This is a genomic window from Streptomyces sp. NPDC087845, from assembly GCF_044742755.1.
In the GTDB taxonomy this organism is placed as follows: Bacteria; Actinomycetota; Actinomycetes; order Streptomycetales; family Streptomycetaceae; genus Streptomyces.
In genome coordinates, this window is sequence record NZ_JBIUVC010000011.1 from 282,447 (window position 1) to 304,715 (window position 22,269).

Sequence of the window (22,269 nt, forward strand, 5' to 3'; positions counted from 1 at the left end):
TGCACACGGGTGCGGCCGCACGTATGTCCACTTCCCGATCCCGGTCACGGAGAATAGGCGCGTGCGCTACTGCATCCTCGGGACCACCCAGGCACTCCGCGACGACGGCACGGCCGTCACCCTCGGCGGGGCACGGCTGCGTGCCCTGCTCACCGTCCTCGCACTGCGCCCCGGCCGCACCGTTCCGGCCGCCGTGCTCGTCGACGAGGTGTGGGACGGCGACCCGCCGGCCGACGCGGTGGGCGCCCTGCAGGCGCTCGTCGGACGGCTCCGGCGGGCCCTCGGCCACGCGGCGATCACCTCGGCGGAGAGCGGCTACCGGCTCGCCGCCGAGCCGGACGCGGTCGACCTCCACCGCTTCGAGCGGCTCGCGGGGGAGGGGGCGCGGGCGCTGGAGGAGGGCGACGCGGCGAAGGCCGTGACCGTGCTCGACGACGCCCTCGCCCTGTGGCGTGGACCGGCCCTGGCCGATCTGCCCGACCGCGGCGCTCTCGCGGCCCGCTGGGCGACCCGGCGGCTGGACGCCCGCCGCGGCAGGCTCACCGCGGCGCTCGCCCTCGGCCGCGCGGACGAGGCCCTGCCCGAACTGGTCGCCCTGTGCACCGAGCACCCGCTCGACGAATCCCTTCAGGCGCTGCGGCTGCGGGCCCTGCGTGATGCCGGGCGCACGGCACAGGCGCTGGCCGCGTACGACGAGGTGCGCACCGTGCTCGCCGACCGGCTCGGCGCCGACCCCGGACCCGAACTGCGCTCCCTGCACGCCGAGTTGCTCCGCCAGGAACCGGCGGTCCGGACGAGCCCGACGGGCCCGACGGGCCCGGCCGCGGCCGCGGCCGCCGCACCGGCCGCGGAGACCGCCCCCGCCGCGCCCGCCGCAGCGGCCGCACCGGCCGCACCGGCCGCCACCGTGGTCCACCCGCACCGGCCCACCTGTCCCCGGCCCCCGGCCGCCGCCCCGCAGGGAAACCTCCGGGCCAGGCTCACCAGCTTCGTCGGGCGCGAGGGGGACATCGACGCCCTGCGCGTCGACCTCTCGCACGCCCGGCTGGTCACCCTCCTGGGCCCCGGCGGCGCGGGCAAGACCCGGCTCTCGCAGGAGGCCGCCGAATCCGTCGCCTCCGCCTGGCCGGACGGCGTCTGGCTGGCCGAACTCGCCCCCGTCGACGACCCCGAGGCCGTACCGGAGGCCGTGCTCACCGCGCTCGGCGCCCGCGAGACCGTGCTGCGCGGGGCGGGCGCCGAGGAACTCCGGGTCGCCGAGGGGTACGCGGGCGACCCCCTCGTACGCCTCACCGAGTACTGCTCCCGGCGCCGCATGCTGCTGCTCCTGGACAACTGCGAGCACCTCGTCGGGGCCGCCGCCGCCCTCGCCGATCATCTGCTCTCCCACTGCCCGGAACTGACCGTGCTCGCGACCAGCCGCGAACCCCTCGGCGTGCCGGGCGAGTTCGTCCGCCCCGTCGACCCGCTGCCCGACCCGATGGCGCTCCGGCTGCTCGCCGACCGCGGCGCCGCCGCGCGGCCCGGCTTCCGGACCGACGCCGACGAGGAGACCGCGGCCGCCGCCGCCGAGATCTGCCGCCGCCTCGACGGACTGCCGCTCGCCATCGAACTCGCCGCCGCCCGGCTGCGGATGCTCACCCCGCGCCAGATCGCCGACCGGCTCGACGACCGGTTCCGCCTGCTCACCAGCGGGGCCCGTACCGTACTGCCCCGTCAGCAGACCCTGCGCGCCGTCGTCGACTGGTCCTGGGACCTGCTCGACGCCCCCGAACGCGCCGTCCTGCGCCGCCTGTCGGTCTTCTCGGGCGGCTGCACCCTGGCCGCCGCCGAGGCCGTCTGCGCGGACGGACCGCGGGACGCGCGCGAGGTCGCGGGGCTGCTCGGCTCGCTCGTCGACAAGTCCCTCGTCGTCGCCGCGCCCGCCGACGACGGCGAGATGCGCTACCGGCTGCTGGAGACCGTCGGCGAGTACGCCGCCGAACGGCTCGACGCGGCGGCGGAGCGGAACACCGTGGAACGGCGCCATCTGGTGTTCTTCCGCGAGCTGGCCCGAACCGCGGAACCCCGGCTCCGCGGCGCCGGACAGCGGTCCGTCATCGAACTCCTCCAGCGCGAGTACGAGAACCTCCGCACCGCCCTGCGCCGTGCCGTCGCCGCCCGCGACGAGCAGGAGGTGCTCTGCATGGTGCTGTCGCTGTGCTGGTACTGGCAGATGCGCGATCTGCGCAGCGACGCCCTGCAGTGGGCCGACGCGGCCGCCGCGCTGGGCCCCGACCCCTTCGCCCCACCCGCCGAGCCCGCGCCGTCCCTCCACGAGCGGTGCATCGACGCGCCGCCGCCCATGTCGCCCGAACTGCTCCAGGAGGCGCGGCGCGAGGTCGCCCTGGTCCAGCTGGTCAGCATGGACCACGCCAAGGACGTGTGGGTCGACGAGAAGGGCATGGCCCGGCTCCGGGTCATCGCGGAAACCTACCGGGCGGGCCAGCCGCAGACCTGCCGCACCCCCGGGTCGCTCTGGTTCTTCGCGGTCATGATCACCGGGCAGGTCGGTGAACTGCGCGAGGTGCTGGACGAGACGGTCCGCGCCGGCCGGGAGTACGGCTACGAGTGGGAGCTGGCCGGAGCCCTCCAGATGCGGGCGACCGTGCTCGCCAACCGGCCCGACTGGGCGGGCGACGCCCAGCGGGACGCCGACGAGAGCCTGGAGATCTTCAGCCGGCTCGGCGACGACTGGGGCGCCGCCGAATCGCTCTCCTGCCGGGGCGAGGCCAGCGAGAGACGGGGCGAGTTCGCGCGCGCGGCGGAGGACTTCCGGGCCGCCATCGGCTACGCGGAGAGGCTCGGCGCGCAGTCCCAGGTGGCGGTCCTGCGCGCCAGGTACGCGTCCGTCCTCACCGAGCTGGGCCGGGGCGACGAGGGCGAGAAGATCCTGCGCGAGGTGCTCGCCGAGGATCACCGGGCGAGGCACGAGGCGCGGCCGGCCGCCCGGCTCTATCTCTCCATGTGGCTGGGCCGCAGTGGCCGTACCGATGAGGCGCGCGAGCAACTGACCGTGCTGCGCGAGGAGTTCAAGTCCGAGACGGTGGCGATCTTCGAGGGGTTCGTGGTGGGCGGGCTGGCCTGGCTGGACAACCAGGACGGGCTGTACGCCGAAGCCCTGCCCCAGGGCCTGGAAGCGCTGGAGCGGTCCCAGGAACCGCTGTCGCAGATGGTGGCGCCGCACATGTCGGTCATTCATCTCCTCTCCCTCGCCCGGTCGCTGGCCGGAATCGGCGGCGAGGAACGGGCCGCGCTCGCCGCCCGGCTGCTGGGGGCCGGCAAGGAGCTGCTGCCCCAGGGGCATGTGCCGACGTCGATGGAGCGGCACGACTGCGCCCAGACGGAAGAGCTGGCCGTCGCCGTCCTCGGCCGGGCCGCCTACGACGCCGCGTACGCCGAGGGCGGCGGCCTCACCCTGGAGGAGGCCACCGCCCTCGTCGACGCGTACCGGGAATGAACCGCGGCGGGGCCGCGCCTCAGGACTTCTTGCGGAACTTGGCGACCGCGAGCGGTGCCGCCACCGCGGTGATCACCGCGGCCCAGCCGAGCGTCACCCACACCGAGTGGGCGATCGGACCGCCCATCATCAGACCGCGCACCGCGTCCGCCAGATTGGACAGCGGGTTGTACTCGGTGAACGTCTGGAGCCATCCGGGCATCGTCTTGGTCGGGGCGAAGATCGAGGAGCCGAACTGGAGCGGCATCAGTACGAGCATCCCCGTCCCCTGAACCGCCTGGACCGTCTTCATGGTCAGCCCGAGCAGGATGAAGATCCACATGATGGCGGCGCCGAACACCGCCGACAGCGCGATCGCCTCGATCAGCCCGAACACCGAGGACTGGAGCTCCATGCCGAGCGCGAAGCCCATGCCCAGCAGGATCAGGGTGGCGACCATCATCCGGCCGAGCTCGACCACGATCTTCGCGATGAGGACGGAGGAGCGGGCGATCGGCATCGTCCGGAACCGGTCCATGACGCCCTTGCGGAAGTCGTCGTTGACACCGGAGCCGACCGCCGAGGCGATGTTCATGCCCATCATCGCCATCAGACCGGGTATCAGGTAGTTCAGATACTCCTGCCGGCCGCCGCCCATGCTGCCGCCGACCGAGCCGCCGAACACGTACACGAACAGCAGCGTGAAGATGACCGGCATCATGAGCGCGTCGAACATCGACTCCGGATCCTTCTTGATCTGGAGCAGATTGCGCCGCGCCAGCGCACCGATGTGGCGCAGATTGCTGCGCAGCCCGATCCGGCCCTCGTCGTGGACCGGCTTCACACGCGCGGGCTCGGTGGGCGTGGGTGTCAGAGTCGCTGTGCTCATGCCGCGACCTCCTCGGGGATCGTGTCGGTGGCGGAAGCGCTCTTCTCGCCGGTGATGGCGAGGAACACCTCGTCCAGGCTGGGCAGCGCGGTGGCGACGTGTGCCAGCGAGAAGCCCCGGGCGCCGAGCAGGCCGATGACGGCGGTCAGCTGCTCGTCGCTGAGGATCGGTACGTACAGCAGTCCCTCGTCCGGGACGGCCTGCGCGCCCGAGACCCCGTCCAGTCCCGCTTCCCGGATCGCCTGCGCCATCGCGTGCAGCTGCGCCGGGTCCGACGGCCGGATCTGCAGGGTGCGGCCGCCGACCTTGGCCTTCAGCTCGTTCACCCCGCCGCGGGCGATGATCCTGCCCTTGTCGATGACGGTCAGCTCGTTCGCGAGCTGCTCGGCCTCTTCCATGTACTGGGTGGTGAGCAGCACGGTCGCCCCCTCCGCGACCATCCGCTGCACCTCGTCCCAGACCTCGTTGCGGGTCCGGGGGTCGAGCCCCGTGGTCGGCTCGTCCAGATACAGGACGGCCGGGCTGCCGATCATGGAGGCGGCCAGGTCGAGCCGGCGCCGCATGCCGCCGGAGTAGTCCATCGCGGCACGCCTGGCCGCGTCGGTGAGCGAGAACCGCTCCAGGAGCTCGTCGGCCCGGGACCGGGCGGTCCTGCGCGGCAGATCGAGCAGCCGCCCGATCATGTAGAGGTTCTCCCAGCCGGAGAGCTTCTCGTCGACCGAGGCGTACTGCCCGGTCAGACCGATGGTGCGGCGCAGCTGCCGGGGCTGCTTCACCACGTCGTAGCCCGCCACGGTGGCGTGTCCGGCGTCGGGGAGGATCAGGGTGGACAGGCAGCGTACGAGCGTGGTCTTGCCGGCTCCGTTGGGGCCGAGCACACCGAGCACGGTGCCCTCGCGGACATCGAGGTCCACGCCGTCCAGAGCCTTGGTCGAGCCGTAGTGCTTGACCAGCCCCCGGACCTCGACGGCGTTCGAGCCGCTCCTGGGGTTCTTGTCGATTCGCGTCATGCCCACCATGGGACCAGGCGCCGCCGACACTCCGCCGACAGCGGGCCGACAGCCCGCCGATGGGGGATGTCGGCGGGCTGTCGGTGGTGCGGGCAGTGGTCCGTGTCAGGGCCTGTCCGGACGGCCAGGCCCTGATGGGATCAGTGGAAGGTGTGCTCGGCGGCCGGGAAACCGCCGCCCACGACCTCCTCGGCGAACTCCTTCGCCGCGTCACCCAGCACCTTGCGCAGGTTCGCGTACTGCTTGGTGAAGCGCGGCACCTTGCCGCCGGTCAGCCCGACCATGTCGGTGTAGACCAGCACCTGGGCATCCGTGTCCGGACCGGCGCCGATGCCGACGGTCGGGATGTGCAGGGTGCGGGTGATCTCGGCGGCCAGCTCGGCCGGTACGAGCTCCAGGACCACGGCGAACGCGCCCGCGTCCTGCACGGCCTTGGCGTCGCGCAGCATCTGCTGGGCCGCCTCCTCGCCGCGGCCCTGCACCCGGTAGCCCATCGCGTTGACGGACTGCGGGGTCAGGCCGATGTGGGCCATGACCGGGATACCGGCATCGACCAGCAGCCGGATCTGCTCGTGGCTGCGCTCGCCGCCCTCCAGCTTGACCGCACCGACGCCGGACTCCTTGATCAGCCGGGTGGCGTTGCGCAGGGCCTGGACGGGGCCTTCCTGGTACGCCCCGAAGGGCAGGTCGGCGACGATCAGGGCGCGCCTGGTGCCCCGGACGACGGCGGCGGAGAGGATCGCGATCTCGTCCATCGTGACGGGCACGGTGGTTTCGTAACCGAGGTGGCAGTTGCCCATGGAGTCGCCGACGAGCATGACCGGGATGCCGGCCTCGTCGAAGACGGACGCGGTCATCGCGTCGTAGGCGGTGAGCATGGGCCACTTCTCGCCGCGCCCGGTGGCGGCGGCGATGTCGTGGATGGAGATACGGCGGGTGCTCTTGCCTCCGTACAGCGCCTTGCTGCTGTCGGTGGGGGTACCCGCGGGGGTTGCGGCGGACTTGTTCTGCGCAGCCTGCAGCGACATGTGCCAACGGCTCCTTCGTCATCTCGAGGCGCCCTGTCGGCGTCCCCGGACCGGTTCCATGGTGGCATCCCGCGGCCGTCCACGGGAAGTGGGCCGGTAAAGACTTTCCGATACGAGACGGTCTCGTATCGGAACCGGATAGGCTCCTGACATGTCAATACCGTCGGGCGCTCGCCCCGCCCTGCCCCAGGTCCCCGAGGCGGTCCACCGCCGTCGATGGGCGATCCTCGTCGTTCTGATGTTCAGCCTGCTCATCGTGGTGCTGGACAACTCGATCCTGAACGTCGCGGTCAAGATCATCGCCAGCCCCGCACCCACCGGCCTCGGCGCCACCCAGAGCGAGCTGGAATGGGCGATCAACGCCTACACGCTCGTCTTCGCCGGCCTCCTCTTCACCGCGGGCCTGCTCGGCGACCGCGTCGGCCGCAAGAAGGTCCTGCTCTTCGGCATCCTGCTCTTCGGTGTCGGCTCCGCCCTGGCGGCCATGTCCGATTCGCCCGGGGAGCTGATCACCTGGCGTGCCGTGATGGGCTTCGGCGCGGCGTTCGTCATGCCGGCCACGCTCGCCGTCCTGATGAACGTCTTCGAGCGCGACGAGCAGCCCAAGGCCATCGGGATATGGGCCGGCAGCGTCGGCCTCGCCATCGCCATCGGACCGATCACCGGCGGACTGCTGCTCGAACACTTCTGGTGGGGCTCGATCTTCCTGGTCAACGTGCCCGTGGTGATCGTCGCGCTGATCGCGATGGTGGTGCTGGTGCCGGACTCCAAGGACCCGAAGCCGGGCCGGACCGACCCGCTCGGTGTGCTGCTGTCCGTCGTCGGCCTGGTCCTGCTGGTGTACGGCATCATCCGCGGCGGCCAGCTCGCCGACTTCACCGACCCCGGCGTGCTCGCCGCGACCATCGGCGGCCTGGTCGTGCTCGCCGGGTTCGTCTGGTACGAGAAGCGCAGCAGCCACCCGGCCCTCGACATCTCCTACTTCCGGGAGCCGTCGTTCTCCGCGGCCGTCGCCGCCATAGCGCTGGTCTTCTTCGCGCTGATGGGCGTGACCTTCTTCTCCGCCTTCTACATGCAGAGCGTGCGCGGCTGGAGCGCGCTCCAGGCCGGTCTGCTGATCCTGCCGCTGGCCGCCGCCCAGATGATCTTCGCGCCGCGCGCCCGGCTGGTCGTCGACCGGTTCGGCGCCCGTGCGGTCTGCACCGCCGGGATGCTGCTGGTCGCGGTCGGCCTGGCCTCGTTCGCCCTGTTCGACGCCACCACGCCGATCTGGGTGCTGTGCGTGATCTTCTTCGTCCAGGGCACGGGCATGGCCCATGTGATGACACCGGTCACGGTCTCCGTGATGCAGTCGCTGCCCAGGGAGAAGGCCGGTTCCGGATCGGCCGTCAACAACACGTTCCGGCAGGTCGGCGGGGCGCTCGGGGTCGCCGTGCTCGGCTCGGTCCTGTCCACCGTCTACCGCGGCAGCATCGAGGGGCACCTCGGCGCGCTCCCGGCCGGTGCCAGGGAGGCGGCGGGGGAGTCGATCGAGGCGACGCTCGGCATCGCGGACAAGCTGGGCCCGGCGGGCGCTCCGCTGGTCGCCGCCGCGAACGACGCGTTCCTGAAGGCCATGCACGTCACGGCCGCCGGCTCCGCGGCCGTCGCCCTGGTGGGCACGGTCGTGGTGGCGCTGTTCCTGCCGGGGAAGGCGCCCGCCGGCGAAAGGGCCGGCGGGGCCGGCGAGGGCGAACGGCAGCCGCGCGTCCGGGCGGACCGGTGACGGCCCGGCCGAGCTGAATCGCGCCGCCCCAGGATTCCGGGCAGATCGCCGGAACCCCGGGGCGGCCCACGGAGGCACCGCCGCCGTCGGCGAGAATCGGACGGGGGACGGTGCGGCGAGAGGTGGATTCACGTGCGGGTACAGGCGCAGACGCAGAACCGGAACCATCCGGTCCGGCAGGATCCGGAACCGCGAAGGGGCCGGCCGCGCAGTGCGGCGGCCGAACGGGCGATCCTGGACGCCGTCGTCGGACTCCTGGAGGCCGGTGAGCCCCTCGCGGGACTGTCCATCGAGCGGATCGCCCGGACCGCGGGCGTCGGCAAGGCGACCATCTACCGGCGGTGGAGCGGCAAGGAGGAGCTCTTCGTCGACGTCCTGCGCGCCATCGAACCCCCGGAGCCCGCGGTCTCCGGCACCGCCGGTCTCGACGATCTGCGGATGCTGCTGGAGTCGATGCGCGGACGCGGTCTCGCCCAGCGTTCCTCCGCCCTGCTCCACAACGTCTACGCGCAGATGAAGAGCCACCCCATGCTGTGGAGCGAATACCACTGCACCGTCATCGAGCCCCGCCGCGCCGCCGTGCTGGCCGCCGTGCGACGGGCGGTCGACGCGGGCGAGCTCCGCGCGGACCTGGACGTGGAACTGATGAACGACCTGTTCCTGGCGCCCATGCTCGCACGCACCGTCCACCGGCCCGAAGCACCGCTGCCCGAGGACCTCGCCGACCGCATCATCCAGGCCCTGACGGAGGGCCTCGCCCCCCGGCCCGCCCCTGGCGGCTGATTTTTTGCCCGCCGACGGCCGCCCCCTGCCCTGACGAGTGACTCCTGCCCGTAGGCGGTCGCCCCTGCCCTGGTGACCGACTCCTGCCCCCGGCGGCTGCCGCCCCTGCCCGGACCTGGCCCGGCGACCGGCCGCGACCCGCCGCAGGCGGCCGACCTGCCCGGACCCGCCCGAGTGTGATCGTTCTGTCACAAGCCCCCGCAGACCCCTCCCGGCAGGAACCTTCCGGGCCCCGCCCTTCGTCCTCGTGGCAGTACAGCCGCCGTGGACGGCGGGAAACGCGCCGCACATCGCCTAGGGTCGAGGGCGCGGCGACACGCAAGGCAAGGCAGTGAGGACAGCGCGATGGTGCAGGAGTACGGAGCGGACACCGGGAACGACCGTGCGGAGCCGCGGCGTACCGGAACCGGATCCCGCTTCCGGGACCTGCTCGAAAGATGGAGGCGCGACAAGGGCATCTGGCGGCGCGGGATCGTCCTCGCCGTCTGCGCGGTCCTCCTCACCCTGGTGATTGCCTTCCACGCGGAGATCCCGAACACCATCGGCAACCTGGGCAGCCTCACCGAGACGTTCCTGCCGTGGTTCGGCGTGTTCCTCCCGGTGCTGCTGATCCTGGGCCTGGTGCGCCGCTCGGCGACCGCGCTGATCGCCCTGCTGCTGCCGGTCGTGGTCTGGCTCAACTTCTTCGGCGGGCTCCTGCTCACCGACAAGTCCGGCAGCGGTGGCGAGCTCACCGTGGCCACCCACAACGTCAACGCCGACAACCCCGACCCCGCGGGCACCGCCCGGAAGGTCGCCGACTCCGGCGCCGACATCATCGCCCTGGAGGAGCTGCCGAGCGGCCGGGTACCGGCGTACGAGGCGGCGCTCGCCGACCGCTTCCCGTACCACTCGGTGCAGGGAACCGTCGGCCTGTGGAGCAAGTACCCGATGAGCGGCACCCGGCCGGTCGACATCAAGATGGGCTGGACCCGGGCGATGCGCTCCACGGTGAAGACGCCCAAGGGCGAGGTCGCCGTCTACGTGGCCCACCTGCCGTCCGTACGGGTCAAGCTGCACGCCGGATTCACCGCCAACCAGCGCGACGACAGCGCGGACGCCCTGGGCGAGGCCATCGCCGACGAACGGCTCGGCAAGGTGATCCTGCTCGGTGACCTCAACGGCACGATGAACGACCGCTCGCTCAACGCGGTCACCTCGCAGTTGCGGTCCACCCAGGGCGCGGCCGGTGACGGCTTCGGCTTCAGCTGGCCGGCGTCGTTCCCGATGGCGAGGATCGACCAGATCATGGTGAAGGGCGTCGAGCCGATGTCGTCGTGGACGCTCCCGGCGACCGGCAGCGACCACCTTCCGATCGCCGCGCGCGTGGAACTCTGACGAAGCGGCCCGTTCACCTGCGGGGGAGGGGCCGCGCCGCTTTGAAGCAGCGGCCGCACTGAAAGCGCTGAAGCAGGCTGCCGCACGGAAGCGGAGGCACACCGAATCGGGACGCGCCGAATCGGGACGTGCTGGGGACGGCCGCGCATTCTCCGGGCGCGACGCGCCCGGAGAATGCGCGGCCGACCGCTCAGACCGACTCGCGCCACCGATTGGTGATCGGCAGCCGCCGGTCCTTGCCGAAGCCCTTCGGGGAGATCTTCGTGCCCGGCGGGTACTGCCGCCGCTTGTACTCCGCCGTATCCACCATCCGCAGCGTCTTCGCCACCAGCGCGGCGTCGAACCCGGCCGCGACGATCTCGTCCAGACCCCGGTCCCGGTCGACGTACAGCTCCAGGATCCGGTCCAGTACGTCGTAGTCGGGCAGCGAGTCCGTGTCGACCTGTCCCGGGCGCAGTTCGGCGCTGGGCGGCTTGGTGATGGACGCCTCCGGGATCGGCGGGGTCTGCCCGCGCTCCTCGGCGGCGCGGTTGCGCCACTTCGCGAGGCGGAAGACCGACGTCTTGTAGACGTCCTTGATCGGCCCGTACGCCCCGACCGAGTCGCCGTACAGCGTCGAGTAGCCGACCGCCAGCTCGGACTTGTTGCCCGGCGCGAGGACGATCTGGCCCTCCTGGTTGGAGACCGCCATCAGCATCGTGCCGCGCAGCCGTGACTGGAGGTTCTCCTCGGCGAGGCCGGTGAGCCCGAGCGAGCCCATGTACGCGTCGAACATCGGCTCGATCGGTACGGTGCGGAAATTCAGCCCGGTGCGGCCGGCCAGCTCGGCCGCGTCGCCCTTGGAGTGATCGGAGGAGTACTTCGACGGCATCGAGATGCCGTACACGTTCCGTGCGCCCAGCGCGTCGCAGGCGATCGCGGCGACCAGCGCCGAGTCGATCCCGCCGGAGAGCCCGATCAGCACACTGCTGAAGCCGTTCTTGGCGGCGTACGCACGCAGACCGACGACCAGCGCCGAGTACAGCTCCTCGTCGTCGTCGAGCCGCTCCGCGTAACCACCGGCCAGCTCCGGCTCGTACGCCGGGACGGGCTCCTCGGAGAGCACCACGCGGTCGATCCGCAGCCCGTCGTTCACCACACCGGACGGCGGCTCGGCGGCGGCGGCAGGCAGGTCCAGATCGAGGACGACGCAGCCCTCGGCGAACTGCGGGGCGCGGGCGATCACGTCGCCGTTCCGGTCGACGACGATCGAGTCGCCGTCGAAGACCAGCTCGTCCTGGCCGCCGATCATCGCCAGATACGCGGTGGTGCAGCCGGCCTCCTGGGCCCGCTTGCGGACCAGTTCCAGCCGGGTGTCGTCCTTGTCCCGCTCGTACGGCGAGGCGTTGATCGACAGCAGCAGTCCGGCACCGGCGGCCCGCGCGGCGGGCACCCGGCCGCCGTCCTGCCAGAGGTCCTCGCAGATCGCGAGCGCCACGTCGACGCCGTGGACCCGCACGACCGGCATCGAGTCGCCCGGCACGAAGTACCGGAACTCGTCGAAGACGCCGTAGTTGGGGAGGTGGTGCTTGGCGAAGGCCAGCGCGACCTGCCCCCGGTGCAGCACCGCGCCGGCGTTCTGCGGGGCGCCGGCGGGCTGGCCGTAGCGCGGCTGGGCCGTCTCGGACCGGTCGAGGAAACCGACGACGACCGGCAGCTCCCCGAAGCCCTCCGCGTCGAGACGTGCGGCGAGCGCGCGCAGCGCCTGACGCGAGGCATCGACGAAGGACGGCCGCAGGGCCAGGTCCTCGACGGGGTAGCCGGTCAGCATCATCTCGGGGAACGCCACCAGGTGGGCGCCCTGTTCGGCGGAGTGCCGGGTCCAGTGGACGATCGCCTCGGCGTTGCCGGAGAGATCACCGACGGTCGAGTCGATCTGATTCAGTGCGAGGCGTAGTTGAGGCACGCCGCTCAGTGTAATCGTCTGACTGACGCGATGTCCTGGCGGGCCGCGCATCCGACCGGCCGCCCGCCAGGAACGGGTCAGCGGCGGTAGCCGACGACCGTCATCATGCCCACGTCCGAGTGGTAGATGTTGTGGCAGTGGAGCATCCACAGCCCCGGGTTGTCCGCGTTGAACTCCACGGCCAGTGAGCTGTTCGGCCGGATGATCGCGGTGTCCTTGCGCGCCCAGGCGGCCTGGCCGCGCCGGGTGGCCCGGTGTCTCGGCCCCGCCGCTCCCACGAGGCCGAACGAGTGTCCGTGCAGATGAATGGGGTGCCACATCTCCGTGACGTTGTAGAACTCCAGCCTGACCCGCTCGCCCGCCTCGACCGGATGCCGCTGGCGGGGGTTGTACGGCTTGTGGTCGAAGGCCCAGTTGTACGCCGCCATGCTGCCGGTCATCCGGAACCGGAGGGTCCGGTCGGGCTCGCGCACGGACAGTGCCACGGACTCGTCCGGCGACAGCTCGCGCGCCTCCACCAGCCTGCCGTCCAGCTCCTTGGGCCGTACGGACGCGGTGGGCGCCGCACCCTTTCCGGTTCGGAGCAGGGCCAGCGCCGACGCCCGCTTGCCCTCGGCGAGCGCGGTCAGCGGGAACACCCCGTCCCCGGCGGTGACCAGCACGTCGTACCGCTCGCCCATGCCCAGCAGCAGGGCGTCCGTCGTGGTGTGCCGGACGGGATAGCCGTCGGTGTGGGTGATCGTCATCCGGTGGCCGCCGAGCGCGACACGGAAAGGGGTGTCCCCGCCCGCGTTGATGATGCGCAGGCGGATGCGGTCGCCGGGCCGGGCGGTGAAGGAGGTGGGGGCCTTCGGGATGCGGCCGTTGATCAGGTAGTACGGGTAGGCGACATTGCCCCCGTGGCTGTTGAGCAGTTCGCTGTAGGAATCCCTCGCGATCCGCGAGGGGCCGGAACGCTTCTTGGCGGTGCCGGGGTTCCTCCGGGACCTGGGGTCCTTGGGAGACCCGCCGGGCCCGCTGCCCCCCGTGTCGCCCTTGTCGTCCATCCCGCCATGGTCCATCCCGCCATGGTCCGAACCGCCGTGGTCCATGCCGCCCCTGCCCCCGCTGAGCTCGTCGAGCACGGAGTCGGGCGTGGAGCCGTCCACCCCGTCGACCCAGTCGTCGAGGACGACGACCCACTCCTTGTCGTACTTGAGGGTCTCCTTCGGGTCATCGACGATCAGTGGCGCGTACAGCCCCCGGTCCTGCTGGACGCCCGTGTGCGGGTGGAACCAGTACGTCCCGGGGTGCGGCACCTTGAAGCGGTACGCGAATTCCGCTCCCGGCCGGATGGGCTTCTGGGTCAGGCCGGGCACGCCGTCCATGTCATTGCGCACGTTGAGGCCGTGCCAGTGCAGGGTGGTCGCCGCCGGAAGGTGATTGGCGAGGTTGAGCGCGACGGTGTCGCCCACCGAGACCCGCAGCTCCGGTCCGGGCAGCCGGGCGTCGTAGGCCCAGGAGCCGACGACCAGCCCGCCGCCAAGATCGAGCCGGGACGGGGTGGCGGTGAGGTCGATCTTCCGTACAGGGCCGGAGGGCCGCTTGGCCTCGGCCGCGGCGACCTCCTCGCCGTCGGGGGAGACGTACTCGCCCCGGGACCTCCCGCGGGGAGAGGTCCCGTGGTTCGCGCCGCCGGGGTTCGCGCTGCCGGACTTCGTACCACTGCGGTCCGTGTCGGATTCGCCGGAGCACGAGGCCAGAGCCGCCGTACCGGCCGTGGCGACGGCGGCGCCGAGCACGGCGCGTCGGGTGGGTGGAGTGCGCATGACGGAGAGCACCTCGGGGTGTCGTCGGTATTTCGGTCTGCTGGGGGAGGGGGAGGCGCCCCTCCTATATACGCAGCACCGACAACGGGGCACGGCGGATCCGGCCCGGCCGCGAAGCCGGCCACGGCACCGGGAAGAGCCGCCCCCCGCCACCCCCGAGGAGGTGAACGATCCCGATGAGCAGCGCGACGAACAGAGACAACTGTCCGTAGGTCGCACATCTACTCAGAGTCATGTCGAGCACCCTACCCCCGCTGGGTATGGGGCGCGCGCGGAAACGTATCGCCACAGCTCTCCGGGGCTTTTCGGGAGACGCCCGGGACGCACGCGGGCTCCCGGGGCGCACAGTGCGAAGAGCCCGGTACCCCACGTGCGCATGGGGTACCGGGCATCGATCCGGGTGTTCGCGAGCCGGTCAGCCGCTGGGGGAGTAGACCTTCTCCACCCAGTGGGCGATCTGCTCGTCGGTGAGGTGCTGCGCCAGATCGGCTTCGCTGATCATGCCGATCAGCTTCTTGTTCTCGACCACCGGAAGCCGGCGGATCCGATGGGTCTGCATCTCCTCCAGAACCATCTCCACGTTCGCCCCCGAGTCGATCCAGCGAGGGGTGCCGTGGGCGAGTTCGCCCGCGGTCATCTTCGACGGATCGTGTCCCATCGCCACACAGCCGATCACGATGTCGCGGTCCGTGAGGATGCCGACCATCCGGTCCTGTTCGCCGTTGGCCGAGATGGGCAGCGCGCCCACCTTGTGGTCGCGCATCAGCTGTGCGGCGCGGTCGAGCGTCTCGTGCGCGGGGATCCAAGTGGCCCCGGTGTGCATGATGTCCTTGGCGGTGGTCATGAGGGATTCCTCCTGCGTGCCGGTGGGCATGCTGTTCGACCCCGAGCGAACCCATCGTCATGGGCCCGTTCGGGGTACGCGACCGCTATCACCCGTTCGGGTGCAGATGCGGGTCGGCGGGAGTCTCTCAGGACCGGGGCTTCGCCCCTCGTGCCGCCAGCATGCCGGCCATCGTGTCCAGCTCGGACTGCTGGGCCTCGGCCATCCCCCGGGCGAGGCGCTTCTCCACCTTCACCGCGCACAGCCGGGCGCAGCCCCGGGCCATGCCGATGCCGCCCTTGTGGTGGTCGCTCATCAGCTGGAGGTACAGGACCTCGGCCTTTCGGCCGCTCGCCCCGCGCAGCCGGTCCAGCTCGGTCCGGGTGGCCATGCCGGGCATCAGGGAGCCGTCGTGGGCCCGGTATCCGGACCCCGCCCCCGTCCCGTCCATGCCCGCCATGCCGTCCATGGCGTGTCCCCCGTGCCCTCCCGCCATCCAGGCCATCGGCTCCTGCCCGGCGGCGGCCTTCGGCAGCTCCCACAGGTCCAGCCAGCCGAGCATCATGCCCCGCTGGTTGGCCTGCGTGTTGGCGATGTCGTACGCGAGGCGGCGTACCTCCTCGTCCTGTGTACGGTCGCGCACGATGAAGGACATCTCCACGGCCTGCTGATGGTGGACCGCCATGTCGCGGGCGAAACCGGCGTCCGCGGAGTCCACCGCGGGCGTGCGCGGGGCGGGCGCGGTGGCGCGGTCCGTGCCGTCGCCCCGCGCGGAGGCGACCGTCGCCACCCCCGCGAGGAGCAGCGTGAGCGCGACGGCGGAGCCCGCCGCCCACGCGACGCGCCGGCGGCGCCGTACCGCGGTCATGAGGCCCCCAGCCCGCCCGTGCACGCCGCACCGGGCTCGGGCGTCTGCGCCCCCTGCACGAACTTGGTGAAGAACTGGTCGACCCGCGGGTCCTCGGCGCCGTCCACCGTCACCTGATTGCCCCAGGCACTCAGCATGATCGCCCCGGCCTGGCCCTCGTACGGGCTCATCAGCGAGTACGGCGTCCTGCCGACCCGCTCGGCGAGCTCGGCCACATCGGCGTCCGACGCCTTGTCCGTGTACGTCACCCATACCGATCCGTGCTCCAGCGAGTGCACGGCGTTCACGTCGGGGATCGCCTTCTCGTACACCTCGCCGTCGCAGTTCATCCACACGGGGTTGTGGTCACCGCCGACCGGGGGCTTCATCGGGTACGTGACCGGCGTGGAGACGTGGTTGCGGGTCAGCTTCTTCGCGTCCCACGTCTTCAGCCCCTCGATCGGCCCGTCGGCCGGCTTCTTCCGGTCCGCCTCGGGCGCCTTGGCGTCCTCCGCCCGCACGTCCGGCTCCTTCGCCGACGCCTCGGACTTGTCCAGCACCAGGTACGAGCCGAAACCGACCAGACCCGCGACGACGAGGACGCTCAGGCTTATGGCCAGGACACGGTTGCGGCGCTCACGCGAGCGGTCGGCGGTGCGCATGTGCTCTATGCGGGTCCTGCGGTCGAAGCTCATGTCGTCAGGTCCTTCTGCGAAGGGGAGGAGAGGGGAGGTGAGGGACAGGGAGCGGACGGGAGAACAGGCACGCACGGGACCGTCGCGAAACCGCTCCACCCCTTGCGCACCATGGGCGCCGATCGTAGTGGGTGGCCGGGTGCTCCATCTCACGTCGTGTGCGTAATCTGGGTGAAATCCCGGGTCGTGATACTGGAGCATCTCCCCTACCCCGGGCGGTGGTGCACGGACCGTCTGAACTGCAAGGATGTGGCTATGGACAAGCAGCAGGAATTCGTCCTCAGGACGCTTGAGGAGCGCGACATCCGCTTCGTACGGCTGTGGTTCACCGATGTCCTCGGCTACCTCAAATCCGTTGCCGTGGCCCCCGCCGAGCTGGAACAGGCGTTTGACGAGGGCATCGGCTTCGACGGCTCGGCCATCGAGGGCTTCGCCCGGGTGTACGAGTCCGACATGATCGCCAAACCGGACCCGGGCACGTTCCAGATCCTGCCGTGGCGCGCGGAGGCCCCGGGCACGGCCCGGATGTTCTGCGACATCCTGATGCCCGACGGCTCGCCGTCCTTCGCCGACCCGCGCTATGTCCTCAAGCGCATCCTCGCCAAGACCTCGGACCTGGGCTTCACCTTCTACACCCACCCGGAGATCGAGTTCTTCCTGCTGAAGGACAAGCCGGTCGACGGCAGCCGCCCCACCCCCGCCGACAGCTCGGGCTACTTCGACCACACCCCGCAGAACGTCGGCATGGACTTCCGCCGCCAGGCGATCACCATGCTCGAATCCATGGGCATCTCGGTCGAGTTCAGCCACCACGAGGGCGCCCCCGGCCAGCAGGAGATCGACCTGCGGTACGCCGACGCGCTCTCCACCGCCGACAACATCATGACCTTCCGCCTGGTGATGAAGCAGGTGGCACTGGAACAGGGCGTGCAGGCGACGTTCATGCCGAAGCCGTTCTCCGAATACCCCGGCTCGGGCATGCACACCCACCTCTCCCTCTTCGAGGGCGACCGCAACGCCTTCTACGAGTCGGGCGCCGAGTACCAGCTGTCCAAGGTCGGCCGCTCCTTCATCGCCGGTCTGCTCACCCACGCCGCGGAGATCTCCGCCGTGACCAACCAGTGGGTCAACTCCTACAAGCGCATCTGGGGCGGCTCGTCCCGCGCCGCGGGCGCCGGCGGCGAGGCCCCCTCGTACATCTGCTGGGGTCACAACAACCGCTCCGCGCTCATCCGCGTCCCCATGTACAAGCCCGGCAAGACCGGCTCCGCCCGGGTCGAGGTCCGCTCCATCGACTCCGGCGCCAACCCCTACCTGACCTACGCGGTGCTGCTGGCCGCGGGCCTCAAGGGCATAGAGGAGGGCTACGAACTCCCGGCCGGCGCCGACGACGACGTCTGGGCCCTGTCCGACGCGGAACGCCGCGCCATGGGCATCGAGCCGCTGCCCCAGAACCTGGGCGAGGCGATCTCGCTGATGGAGAAGAGCGAGCTGGTCGCCGAGACCCTCGGCGAGCACGTCTTCGACTTCTTCCTGCGCAACAAGAAGCAGGAGTGGGAGGAGTACCGCAGCGAGGTCACGGCCTTCGAGCTGAAGGCGCTGCTGCCGGTGCTCTAGGCGTGGGTCGCCGCACTGCGGCCTGGACGAGTCATTCCGATGTGATCAGTGGTCGTAAGCGATCAAGGATGGTGTGACGGGCTGGCTGGCCTTGTGGTTGTGCCAGATCGCTGCGGCCATCGCGAGGATGCGGGCCCAGCAGCCGTATCGCCTTCTTGACCAGCGGCAACGCTGTCCGCAGCCGCTTGTTCCCGCCTGGCTGCCTGGGCCCGTACGGGAACATCGATCCCAGCCGGGAGTCCACGAACCGCAGCCACCGCGACTCCGAGGTGAAGCCCAACAGAGCCTGCGCGACGGCGAGTGTCACCAGCTCGGAATCCGTCAGCTGCGGCGGGCGGCCCAGCCATCGGGTACCTCCTTGACGGAGGAGACGCGGGCCGCCCGTCGAAGCTCGTCGGCTGCTTGATCACTTCGGCTCGGAAACTCCGGCTGCTTTCGGTGCGAGTACGCTCCCGCGAGCGGTCGGCTCCGATTGGGGCGGAGTTCCGGGTTCGAGGGTGACGGAGGTGTAGTGGTTGGCGAAGAAGTACGAGTAGGACAGGCCTTCGTCGATGTTGCCGAACTCGTTGGTCTTCATGGTCATCAGTGCGGTCGTGCGGGTGCCGTCGCCGGCGTAGGCGGTGACCTGCTGGTTGGGCGTCAACCCGTCGGCACCGATGGTGACTTCGTCGATGCCCGGGAGCGCCCGGATCAGGGCCGTGCCCCGGCCCGAGCCACCGAGGACGCGCAGGGCGAAGTGCTGCGTGCGCATGTCCAGACCTTGCCGGCCGAGGTTGTGTGTGCTGGTGGCCGGAGTGCTGCGCGCCACGTACACCAGCGCCATCGGCGACTGGCCGATGGGGAGGGTCTTGATCACCGAGTTCGTGTGCGTGTCGATGACGTCGACCGCGTCGGAGTTCTGCAGGGCGACGTAGATCCTGGTGTTGTCGGGGCTCGGCCAGATGCCGTGGGGACCGTAGCCGTTGTTGTGGATGGTCTTCACCAGCGTGGGCGGCGTCCCGTTGTGCGACCGGCGGTACACCAGGGTCTCGTTGAGTCCGCCCACGGTCTGGTAGGCGTAGTCGACGCCACCGACCGTGACGAAGTTGGGGTGGTTGGTGCGCGGCCCGGTGGACAGCACCGCTTCCACACGGCTGGTGTTTGTGTTGACGACAGCGGTGGTCCGGCCGTTCTCGGGCATGCCGAGCCAGACCTCCCGGCCGTCGGGTGAGATGGCCTCGTCGGAGGACCCGCCGGCCTCGGCGGGGATCGGCACGCGCCTGATGATGCGGCGGGAGGCCACATCGATCACGTCGAGCACCTGGGTGCGCAGGTGGTTGACGTAGGCGAGTTTGCCGTCTGGGCTGAAGACCACCTTCGACGGCGCGTCCTCGGTGTGAATCCGGTCGACCTCCTTGCCGGCCCGCCAGTCGATCACCGAGACGTAGTCCAGGCCACGCACCGCCACCCAAATCCGGGTGCCGTCAGGCGAGAAGAATCCCTCGTGCGGCGCCCGGCCGACGTAGACGGTACGGACCACCTTGTTGGTTGCGGTGTCGATGACATGGACGGCGTTGGTGGTCACGTCGATCACGTTGAGCCACTTTCCGTCCCGGGAGAAGCCGAGGCCGTGTACGTCGATCTGCCCGTCGTACATCGCCCCCAGCACGTCCGCGCTGGGACTCAGCCGCGGCTTGCCGAAGGCTATGGTGCCCAGCACCGTGTTCGTCGCCGGATTGATGACACTCACCGTGTTGGAGGCCTGGTCGGCGGTGTACACCCGGTCGTTCCCCGATATCGGCTGCGCCCCCGGCAGCGCCGGGGCTGGGATCAGCGTGCCATGCAGTGAGGAGCTGGCGTTCGGCCCCACCGCGGCTCTCGGCACCGGATCCGGGTGGGAGGCCATGGATTCGTGCGTCCCGGTCGTCGCGCACCCCGCGATCGACGCGTACACGACCGCCGCCACGAACGCGCGGGCTGAGCTGGACTTTGCATGCATGCTCGCTCCTTGTGGTCACGTCGCGGCCGCGGACGACCGCGTCGAGAGCTGCCTCCTGCGCTGGGCGGCTACGCCGCGCGGCGTAAGAGGTTGCGACAGGGACTAGTCGCTGCGTTCATCAAAGGCCGCTGGCGAGAGCAGCGCCTGTCCTCGCGGTGCTGAGGCCACCTCCTGCGACTGCACGCACGCATTCCCGAAGGCGTGATCGATGACGCCTGGCGTCGGTCGCCTGAGTCATCGTCGAACCGTTAAGGAATCTAACGGGCACTTTCGGCATGTTCACCTTGGCCGGAGGGTTTCACTCGGATAGCCGTCTGTCGGCGAACGGCGGGACAAGGAGTAAGCCTGAATCCACCGCGTGAGGGCCGGTTGGGAGGGCCCGGACGCGGAGAGGTGCCCGCTGCCTGGGATGATGGGAGTCACGACGCGGCTGATCGGTGTCGAAAAGACCGTGATCGAGCTCGTGGAGGCCGAGGAGCCCGATGCGTCCGGTCCGAGACATCGTGGGCCAGAGGGCCGGAGGTGCCAGGGGCTGACCGCGTCACGCGCCTCCGGGGCCGGGCCGTCAGGCAGGCGCGGCGAATTCACTGAGTGATGTGCAGGACCCAAGGCTACGCTTGCCGCCGCGGGGCCTGCCGGTACCTGTGGGGGCACGTCGTCATCGGCAGGAGTGTCCTGCTGTGAGCCTCCGCCAACTTGAAGCCGCTGATCAAAGGGCTGGCGTGACCGGTTCTCGGGGTACTCGCGCTGGTCATGGGCGGCTGTCTGAGGAGTAGATCACCCGTCAGCGGCCGGTTTGCAGGTTCCTGCTCGCTGTGCCCCGGTGGCCTCCTACGGTCCGATGCATGGATCCCGAGTTGTTGGAACGGATCACCGCGCGGCGCGCGGAACTGGATGAACTCGAAGAGCGGCTGGCCAAGGAGCTGGCGGAAGTAAGGGCCGAGCGGGTCGAACTCGCCGTCGCCGAACGCGTCCTTGAGCGGGTGAGCGAGCAGCCGGTCGACGAGCGCGCTTCGGCCGTGCCGGTACCGGGCCAGGTGGGTGGTCGGGCGGTCATGCTGATCCCGCACCGCGCGCCGGACGCGGAGGAGAGCACACTCCCGTCGGACTACCAGCGCATCCACGCCGCCGTGCGGCAGGCCGCCGGACCGGTCATGGCCCGGCAGGCCGGCGAGATGCTGGGGGTGGACGTCCGCGTGCGGGGCAAGCTGGAACCGCTGCGCGGGAGGCTGGTGAGACTGGCCGGCCTTGGCTGGCTGCGCAAACTTCCCGACGGCCGGTTCACAACCCTTCTGTGCCCCGGGACGCTGCCACCCGCAGCGGTGCGGTACGGCGTAACCGGGGCGCCCCCGGTGGCCGTTGGAGCTGTGTGACGAGAACCGAAGAACGCGCCGAGGACTCCTGCCCGCTTGTCTGCCAGTGCCGTCTGCCACTGTGCACGAGCACCGTCAACCACCTTGCCGACGTGCTGCGCCGTCACCTGAAGGCGATACGGTCCAGGTGGCGGGTCCTGCCGCCCGGGAGGATCGCGGTGATCGTCCTGGCCGTGCTGCGTCACGACCAGCGCCTGGCCGACATGGCCGGCCGCAACAACGTGTCCGAGTCCACCGTCCGCCGCTGGCGCGACGAACTGATCGGACTGCTTGCCGCGCAGGCCCCTCTTCTGGACCGCGCACTGAAGAAGATCGCCAAACGGGGCAGGGAGGTGGTCCTGATCGGCGGCACCCTCATCCCCACCCAGCGCCGCACCGGAAGAGCCGACCGACGGAACTACTCCGGCAACACCGCAGCCACGGCCTGCACTTCCTCGCCCTCACCGACGAGAGAGGCCGCCTGATCTGGATATCCGCAGCCCGGCCCGGCCGCACCCACGACATCACCGCCGCCCGCCACGACCACGTCCTGGCCCACCTGCGCGCCGCCGGCCTCGGAGCCCTCGCGGACCTCGGCTTCCGCGGCCTGGACAACGACATACGCGACCCGTGATCGTTACCGGCTTCACAGCCACCCGCGCCCACAAGCTCACACCCGGCCAGAAGGACGCCAACCGCGTCCTTGCCACCGGACGCGCACCAGCCGAACACGGCTTCGCCCACCTCAAGAACTGGCGGACCCTCACCGAACTCCGCACCGACCCCGCTCGTGCCACCCGCCTCCTGCGCGCTCTGCCGGCCCTGACGAACCTCGAAGTCAGCCGCTGACTGTCTTCGACGGGTGGAGAGGTCT

At 70.8% G+C, this 22,269-nt stretch carries 18 protein-coding genes; 9 read left to right on the forward strand and 9 right to left on the reverse strand.

Going from position 1 to position 22,269, the window contains the following annotated elements:
- Window positions 1–61 precede the first annotated feature (61 nt).
- Entirely contained in the window at window positions 62–3,499 is a 3,438-nt protein-coding gene (locus tag ACIOMQ_RS27885; protein WP_402190829.1) for an AfsR/SARP family transcriptional regulator, read from the forward strand.
- Between the two features lie 19 nt (window positions 3,500–3,518).
- Here the strand turns inward: ACIOMQ_RS27885 and ACIOMQ_RS27890 are convergent, their stop codons facing one another.
- The 3 genes from ACIOMQ_RS27890 to panB form a co-directional block, all read right to left on the reverse strand.
- Entirely contained in the window at window positions 3,519–4,367 is an 849-nt protein-coding gene (locus tag ACIOMQ_RS27890; RefSeq protein WP_362210522.1) for an ABC transporter permease, read from the reverse strand.
- Window positions 4,364–5,386, reverse strand: coding sequence for an ATP-binding cassette domain-containing protein (locus ACIOMQ_RS27895; RefSeq protein WP_401937555.1), 1,023 nt, complete (start codon window positions 5,384–5,386; stop codon window positions 4,364–4,366). The genes ACIOMQ_RS27890 and ACIOMQ_RS27895 overlap by 4 nt, the downstream gene beginning before the upstream one ends.
- Before the next feature lie 131 nt (window positions 5,387–5,517).
- The gene (panB, locus tag ACIOMQ_RS27900; RefSeq protein ID WP_362210516.1) at window positions 5,518–6,405 is read right to left on the reverse strand and encodes a 3-methyl-2-oxobutanoate hydroxymethyltransferase; all 888 of its coding nucleotides are present in this window, start codon (window positions 6,403–6,405) and stop codon (window positions 5,518–5,520) included.
- 151 nt (window positions 6,406–6,556) lie between these two features.
- On the opposite strand from panB, the gene ACIOMQ_RS27905 reads away from it, so the two are divergent.
- The 3 genes from ACIOMQ_RS27905 to ACIOMQ_RS27915 all read left to right on the forward strand — a co-directional run bounded on the left by ACIOMQ_RS27905 (window position 6,557) and on the right by ACIOMQ_RS27915 (window position 10,330).
- Window positions 6,557–8,170 carry an MFS transporter gene (locus ACIOMQ_RS27905; protein WP_362210513.1) on the forward strand — a complete coding sequence of 538 codons (1,614 nt, stop codon included), beginning with the start codon at window positions 6,557–6,559 and terminating at the stop codon, window positions 8,168–8,170.
- A 132-nt stretch (window positions 8,171–8,302) separates the two neighbouring features.
- The gene (locus ACIOMQ_RS27910) at window positions 8,303–8,953 is read left to right on the forward strand and encodes a TetR/AcrR family transcriptional regulator (protein WP_362210510.1); all 651 of its coding nucleotides are present in this window, start codon (window positions 8,303–8,305) and stop codon (window positions 8,951–8,953) included.
- Window positions 8,954–9,298: 345 nt separating this feature from the next.
- A complete protein-coding gene (locus ACIOMQ_RS27915) occupies window positions 9,299–10,330 on the forward strand; it encodes an endonuclease/exonuclease/phosphatase family protein (protein ID WP_362210507.1) in 1,032 nt (343 codons plus the stop codon).
- A 190-nt stretch (window positions 10,331–10,520) separates the two neighbouring features.
- On the opposite strand, the gene ACIOMQ_RS27920 is transcribed toward ACIOMQ_RS27915, so the two are convergent.
- From ACIOMQ_RS27920 to ACIOMQ_RS27940, 5 genes are all read right to left on the reverse strand, one after another.
- Window positions 10,521–12,275 (reverse strand): NAD+ synthase, encoded by a 1,755-nt coding sequence (locus tag ACIOMQ_RS27920; RefSeq protein WP_402190832.1) that lies wholly within the window; start codon window positions 12,273–12,275, stop codon window positions 10,521–10,523.
- A 77-nt stretch (window positions 12,276–12,352) separates the two neighbouring features.
- Entirely contained in the window at window positions 12,353–14,083 is a 1,731-nt protein-coding gene (locus tag ACIOMQ_RS27925) for a multicopper oxidase family protein (RefSeq protein WP_402190835.1), read from the reverse strand.
- A gap of 415 nt (window positions 14,084–14,498) precedes the next feature.
- Complete coding sequence (locus ACIOMQ_RS27930; RefSeq protein WP_362210497.1) at window positions 14,499–14,927, reverse strand: CBS domain-containing protein; 429 nt, start codon at window positions 14,925–14,927, stop codon at window positions 14,499–14,501.
- Between the two features lie 127 nt (window positions 14,928–15,054).
- Window positions 15,055–15,774, reverse strand: a complete 720-nt coding sequence (locus tag ACIOMQ_RS27935; RefSeq protein WP_402190838.1) for a DUF305 domain-containing protein — start codon at window positions 15,772–15,774, stop codon at window positions 15,055–15,057.
- Window positions 15,771–16,448 carry a DUF3105 domain-containing protein gene (locus ACIOMQ_RS27940; protein ID WP_402190840.1) on the reverse strand — a complete coding sequence of 226 codons (678 nt, stop codon included), beginning with the start codon at window positions 16,446–16,448 and terminating at the stop codon, window positions 15,771–15,773. The genes ACIOMQ_RS27935 and ACIOMQ_RS27940 overlap by 4 nt, the downstream gene beginning before the upstream one ends.
- A 255-nt stretch (window positions 16,449–16,703) precedes the next feature.
- Between ACIOMQ_RS27940 and glnA the strand changes: the two genes are divergently transcribed.
- Window positions 16,704–18,065 (forward strand): type I glutamate--ammonia ligase, encoded by a 1,362-nt coding sequence (gene glnA, locus ACIOMQ_RS27945; protein ID WP_093897617.1) that lies wholly within the window; start codon window positions 16,704–16,706, stop codon window positions 18,063–18,065.
- 406 nt (window positions 18,066–18,471) lie between these two features.
- Here glnA and ACIOMQ_RS27950 read toward each other — a convergent pair whose 3' ends face one another.
- Window positions 18,472–20,043, reverse strand: a complete 1,572-nt coding sequence (locus tag ACIOMQ_RS27950; RefSeq protein WP_362210487.1) for a hypothetical protein — start codon at window positions 20,041–20,043, stop codon at window positions 18,472–18,474.
- Between the two features lie 845 nt (window positions 20,044–20,888).
- On the opposite strand from ACIOMQ_RS27950, the gene ACIOMQ_RS27955 reads away from it, so the two are divergent.
- The 4 genes from ACIOMQ_RS27955 to ACIOMQ_RS27970 are packed head-to-tail and all read left to right on the forward strand — an operon-like array spanning window position 20,889 to window position 22,244.
- Window positions 20,889–21,416: a hypothetical protein gene (locus ACIOMQ_RS27955; protein WP_402190844.1), complete on the forward strand. Its 528-nt coding sequence runs from the start codon at window positions 20,889–20,891 to the stop codon at window positions 21,414–21,416.
- A complete protein-coding gene (locus ACIOMQ_RS27960; RefSeq protein ID WP_402190852.1) occupies window positions 21,413–21,880 on the forward strand; it encodes a hypothetical protein in 468 nt (155 codons plus the stop codon). Before ACIOMQ_RS27955 ends, ACIOMQ_RS27960 begins: the two co-directional genes overlap by 4 nt.
- Window positions 21,880–22,029 carry a hypothetical protein gene (locus ACIOMQ_RS27965; protein ID WP_401753438.1) on the forward strand — a complete coding sequence of 50 codons (150 nt, stop codon included), beginning with the start codon at window positions 21,880–21,882 and terminating at the stop codon, window positions 22,027–22,029. The genes ACIOMQ_RS27960 and ACIOMQ_RS27965 overlap by 1 nt, the downstream gene beginning before the upstream one ends.
- The gene (locus tag ACIOMQ_RS27970; protein WP_362210481.1) at window positions 22,026–22,244 is read left to right on the forward strand and encodes a transposase family protein; all 219 of its coding nucleotides are present in this window, start codon (window positions 22,026–22,028) and stop codon (window positions 22,242–22,244) included. The genes ACIOMQ_RS27965 and ACIOMQ_RS27970 overlap by 4 nt, the downstream gene beginning before the upstream one ends.
- Window positions 22,245–22,269: the final 25 nt, after the last annotated feature.

Bases quoted from the DNA above. Each gene is read 5' to 3' on its own strand.
- ACIOMQ_RS27890 (WP_362210522.1), bottom strand. From the start codon at position 4,367: ATGAGCACAGCGACTCTGACACCCACGCCCACCGAGCCCGCGCGTGTG.
- ACIOMQ_RS27895 (WP_401937555.1), bottom strand. From the start codon at position 5,386: ATGGTGGGCATGACGCGAATCGACAAGAACCCCAGGAGCGGCTCGAAC.
- panB (WP_362210516.1), bottom strand. From the start codon at position 6,405: ATGTCGCTGCAGGCTGCGCAGAACAAGTCCGCCGCAACCCCCGCGGGT.
- ACIOMQ_RS27905 (WP_362210513.1), top strand. From the start codon at position 6,557: ATGTCAATACCGTCGGGCGCTCGCCCCGCCCTGCCCCAGGTCCCCGAG.
- ACIOMQ_RS27915 (WP_362210507.1), top strand. From the start codon at position 9,299: ATGGTGCAGGAGTACGGAGCGGACACCGGGAACGACCGTGCGGAGCCG.
- ACIOMQ_RS27925 (WP_402190835.1), bottom strand. From the start codon at position 14,083: ATGCGCACTCCACCCACCCGACGCGCCGTGCTCGGCGCCGCCGTCGCC.
- ACIOMQ_RS27930 (WP_362210497.1), bottom strand. From the start codon at position 14,927: ATGACCACCGCCAAGGACATCATGCACACCGGGGCCACTTGGATCCCC.
- ACIOMQ_RS27935 (WP_402190838.1), bottom strand. From the start codon at position 15,774: ATGACCGCGGTACGGCGCCGCCGGCGCGTCGCGTGGGCGGCGGGCTCC.
- ACIOMQ_RS27940 (WP_402190840.1), bottom strand. From the start codon at position 16,448: ATGAGCTTCGACCGCAGGACCCGCATAGAGCACATGCGCACCGCCGAC.
- glnA (WP_093897617.1), top strand. From the start codon at position 16,704: ATGGACAAGCAGCAGGAATTCGTCCTCAGGACGCTTGAGGAGCGCGAC.
- ACIOMQ_RS27950 (WP_362210487.1), bottom strand. From the start codon at position 20,043: ATGCATGCAAAGTCCAGCTCAGCCCGCGCGTTCGTGGCGGCGGTCGTG.
- ACIOMQ_RS27955 (WP_402190844.1), top strand. From the start codon at position 20,889: ATGGATCCCGAGTTGTTGGAACGGATCACCGCGCGGCGCGCGGAACTG.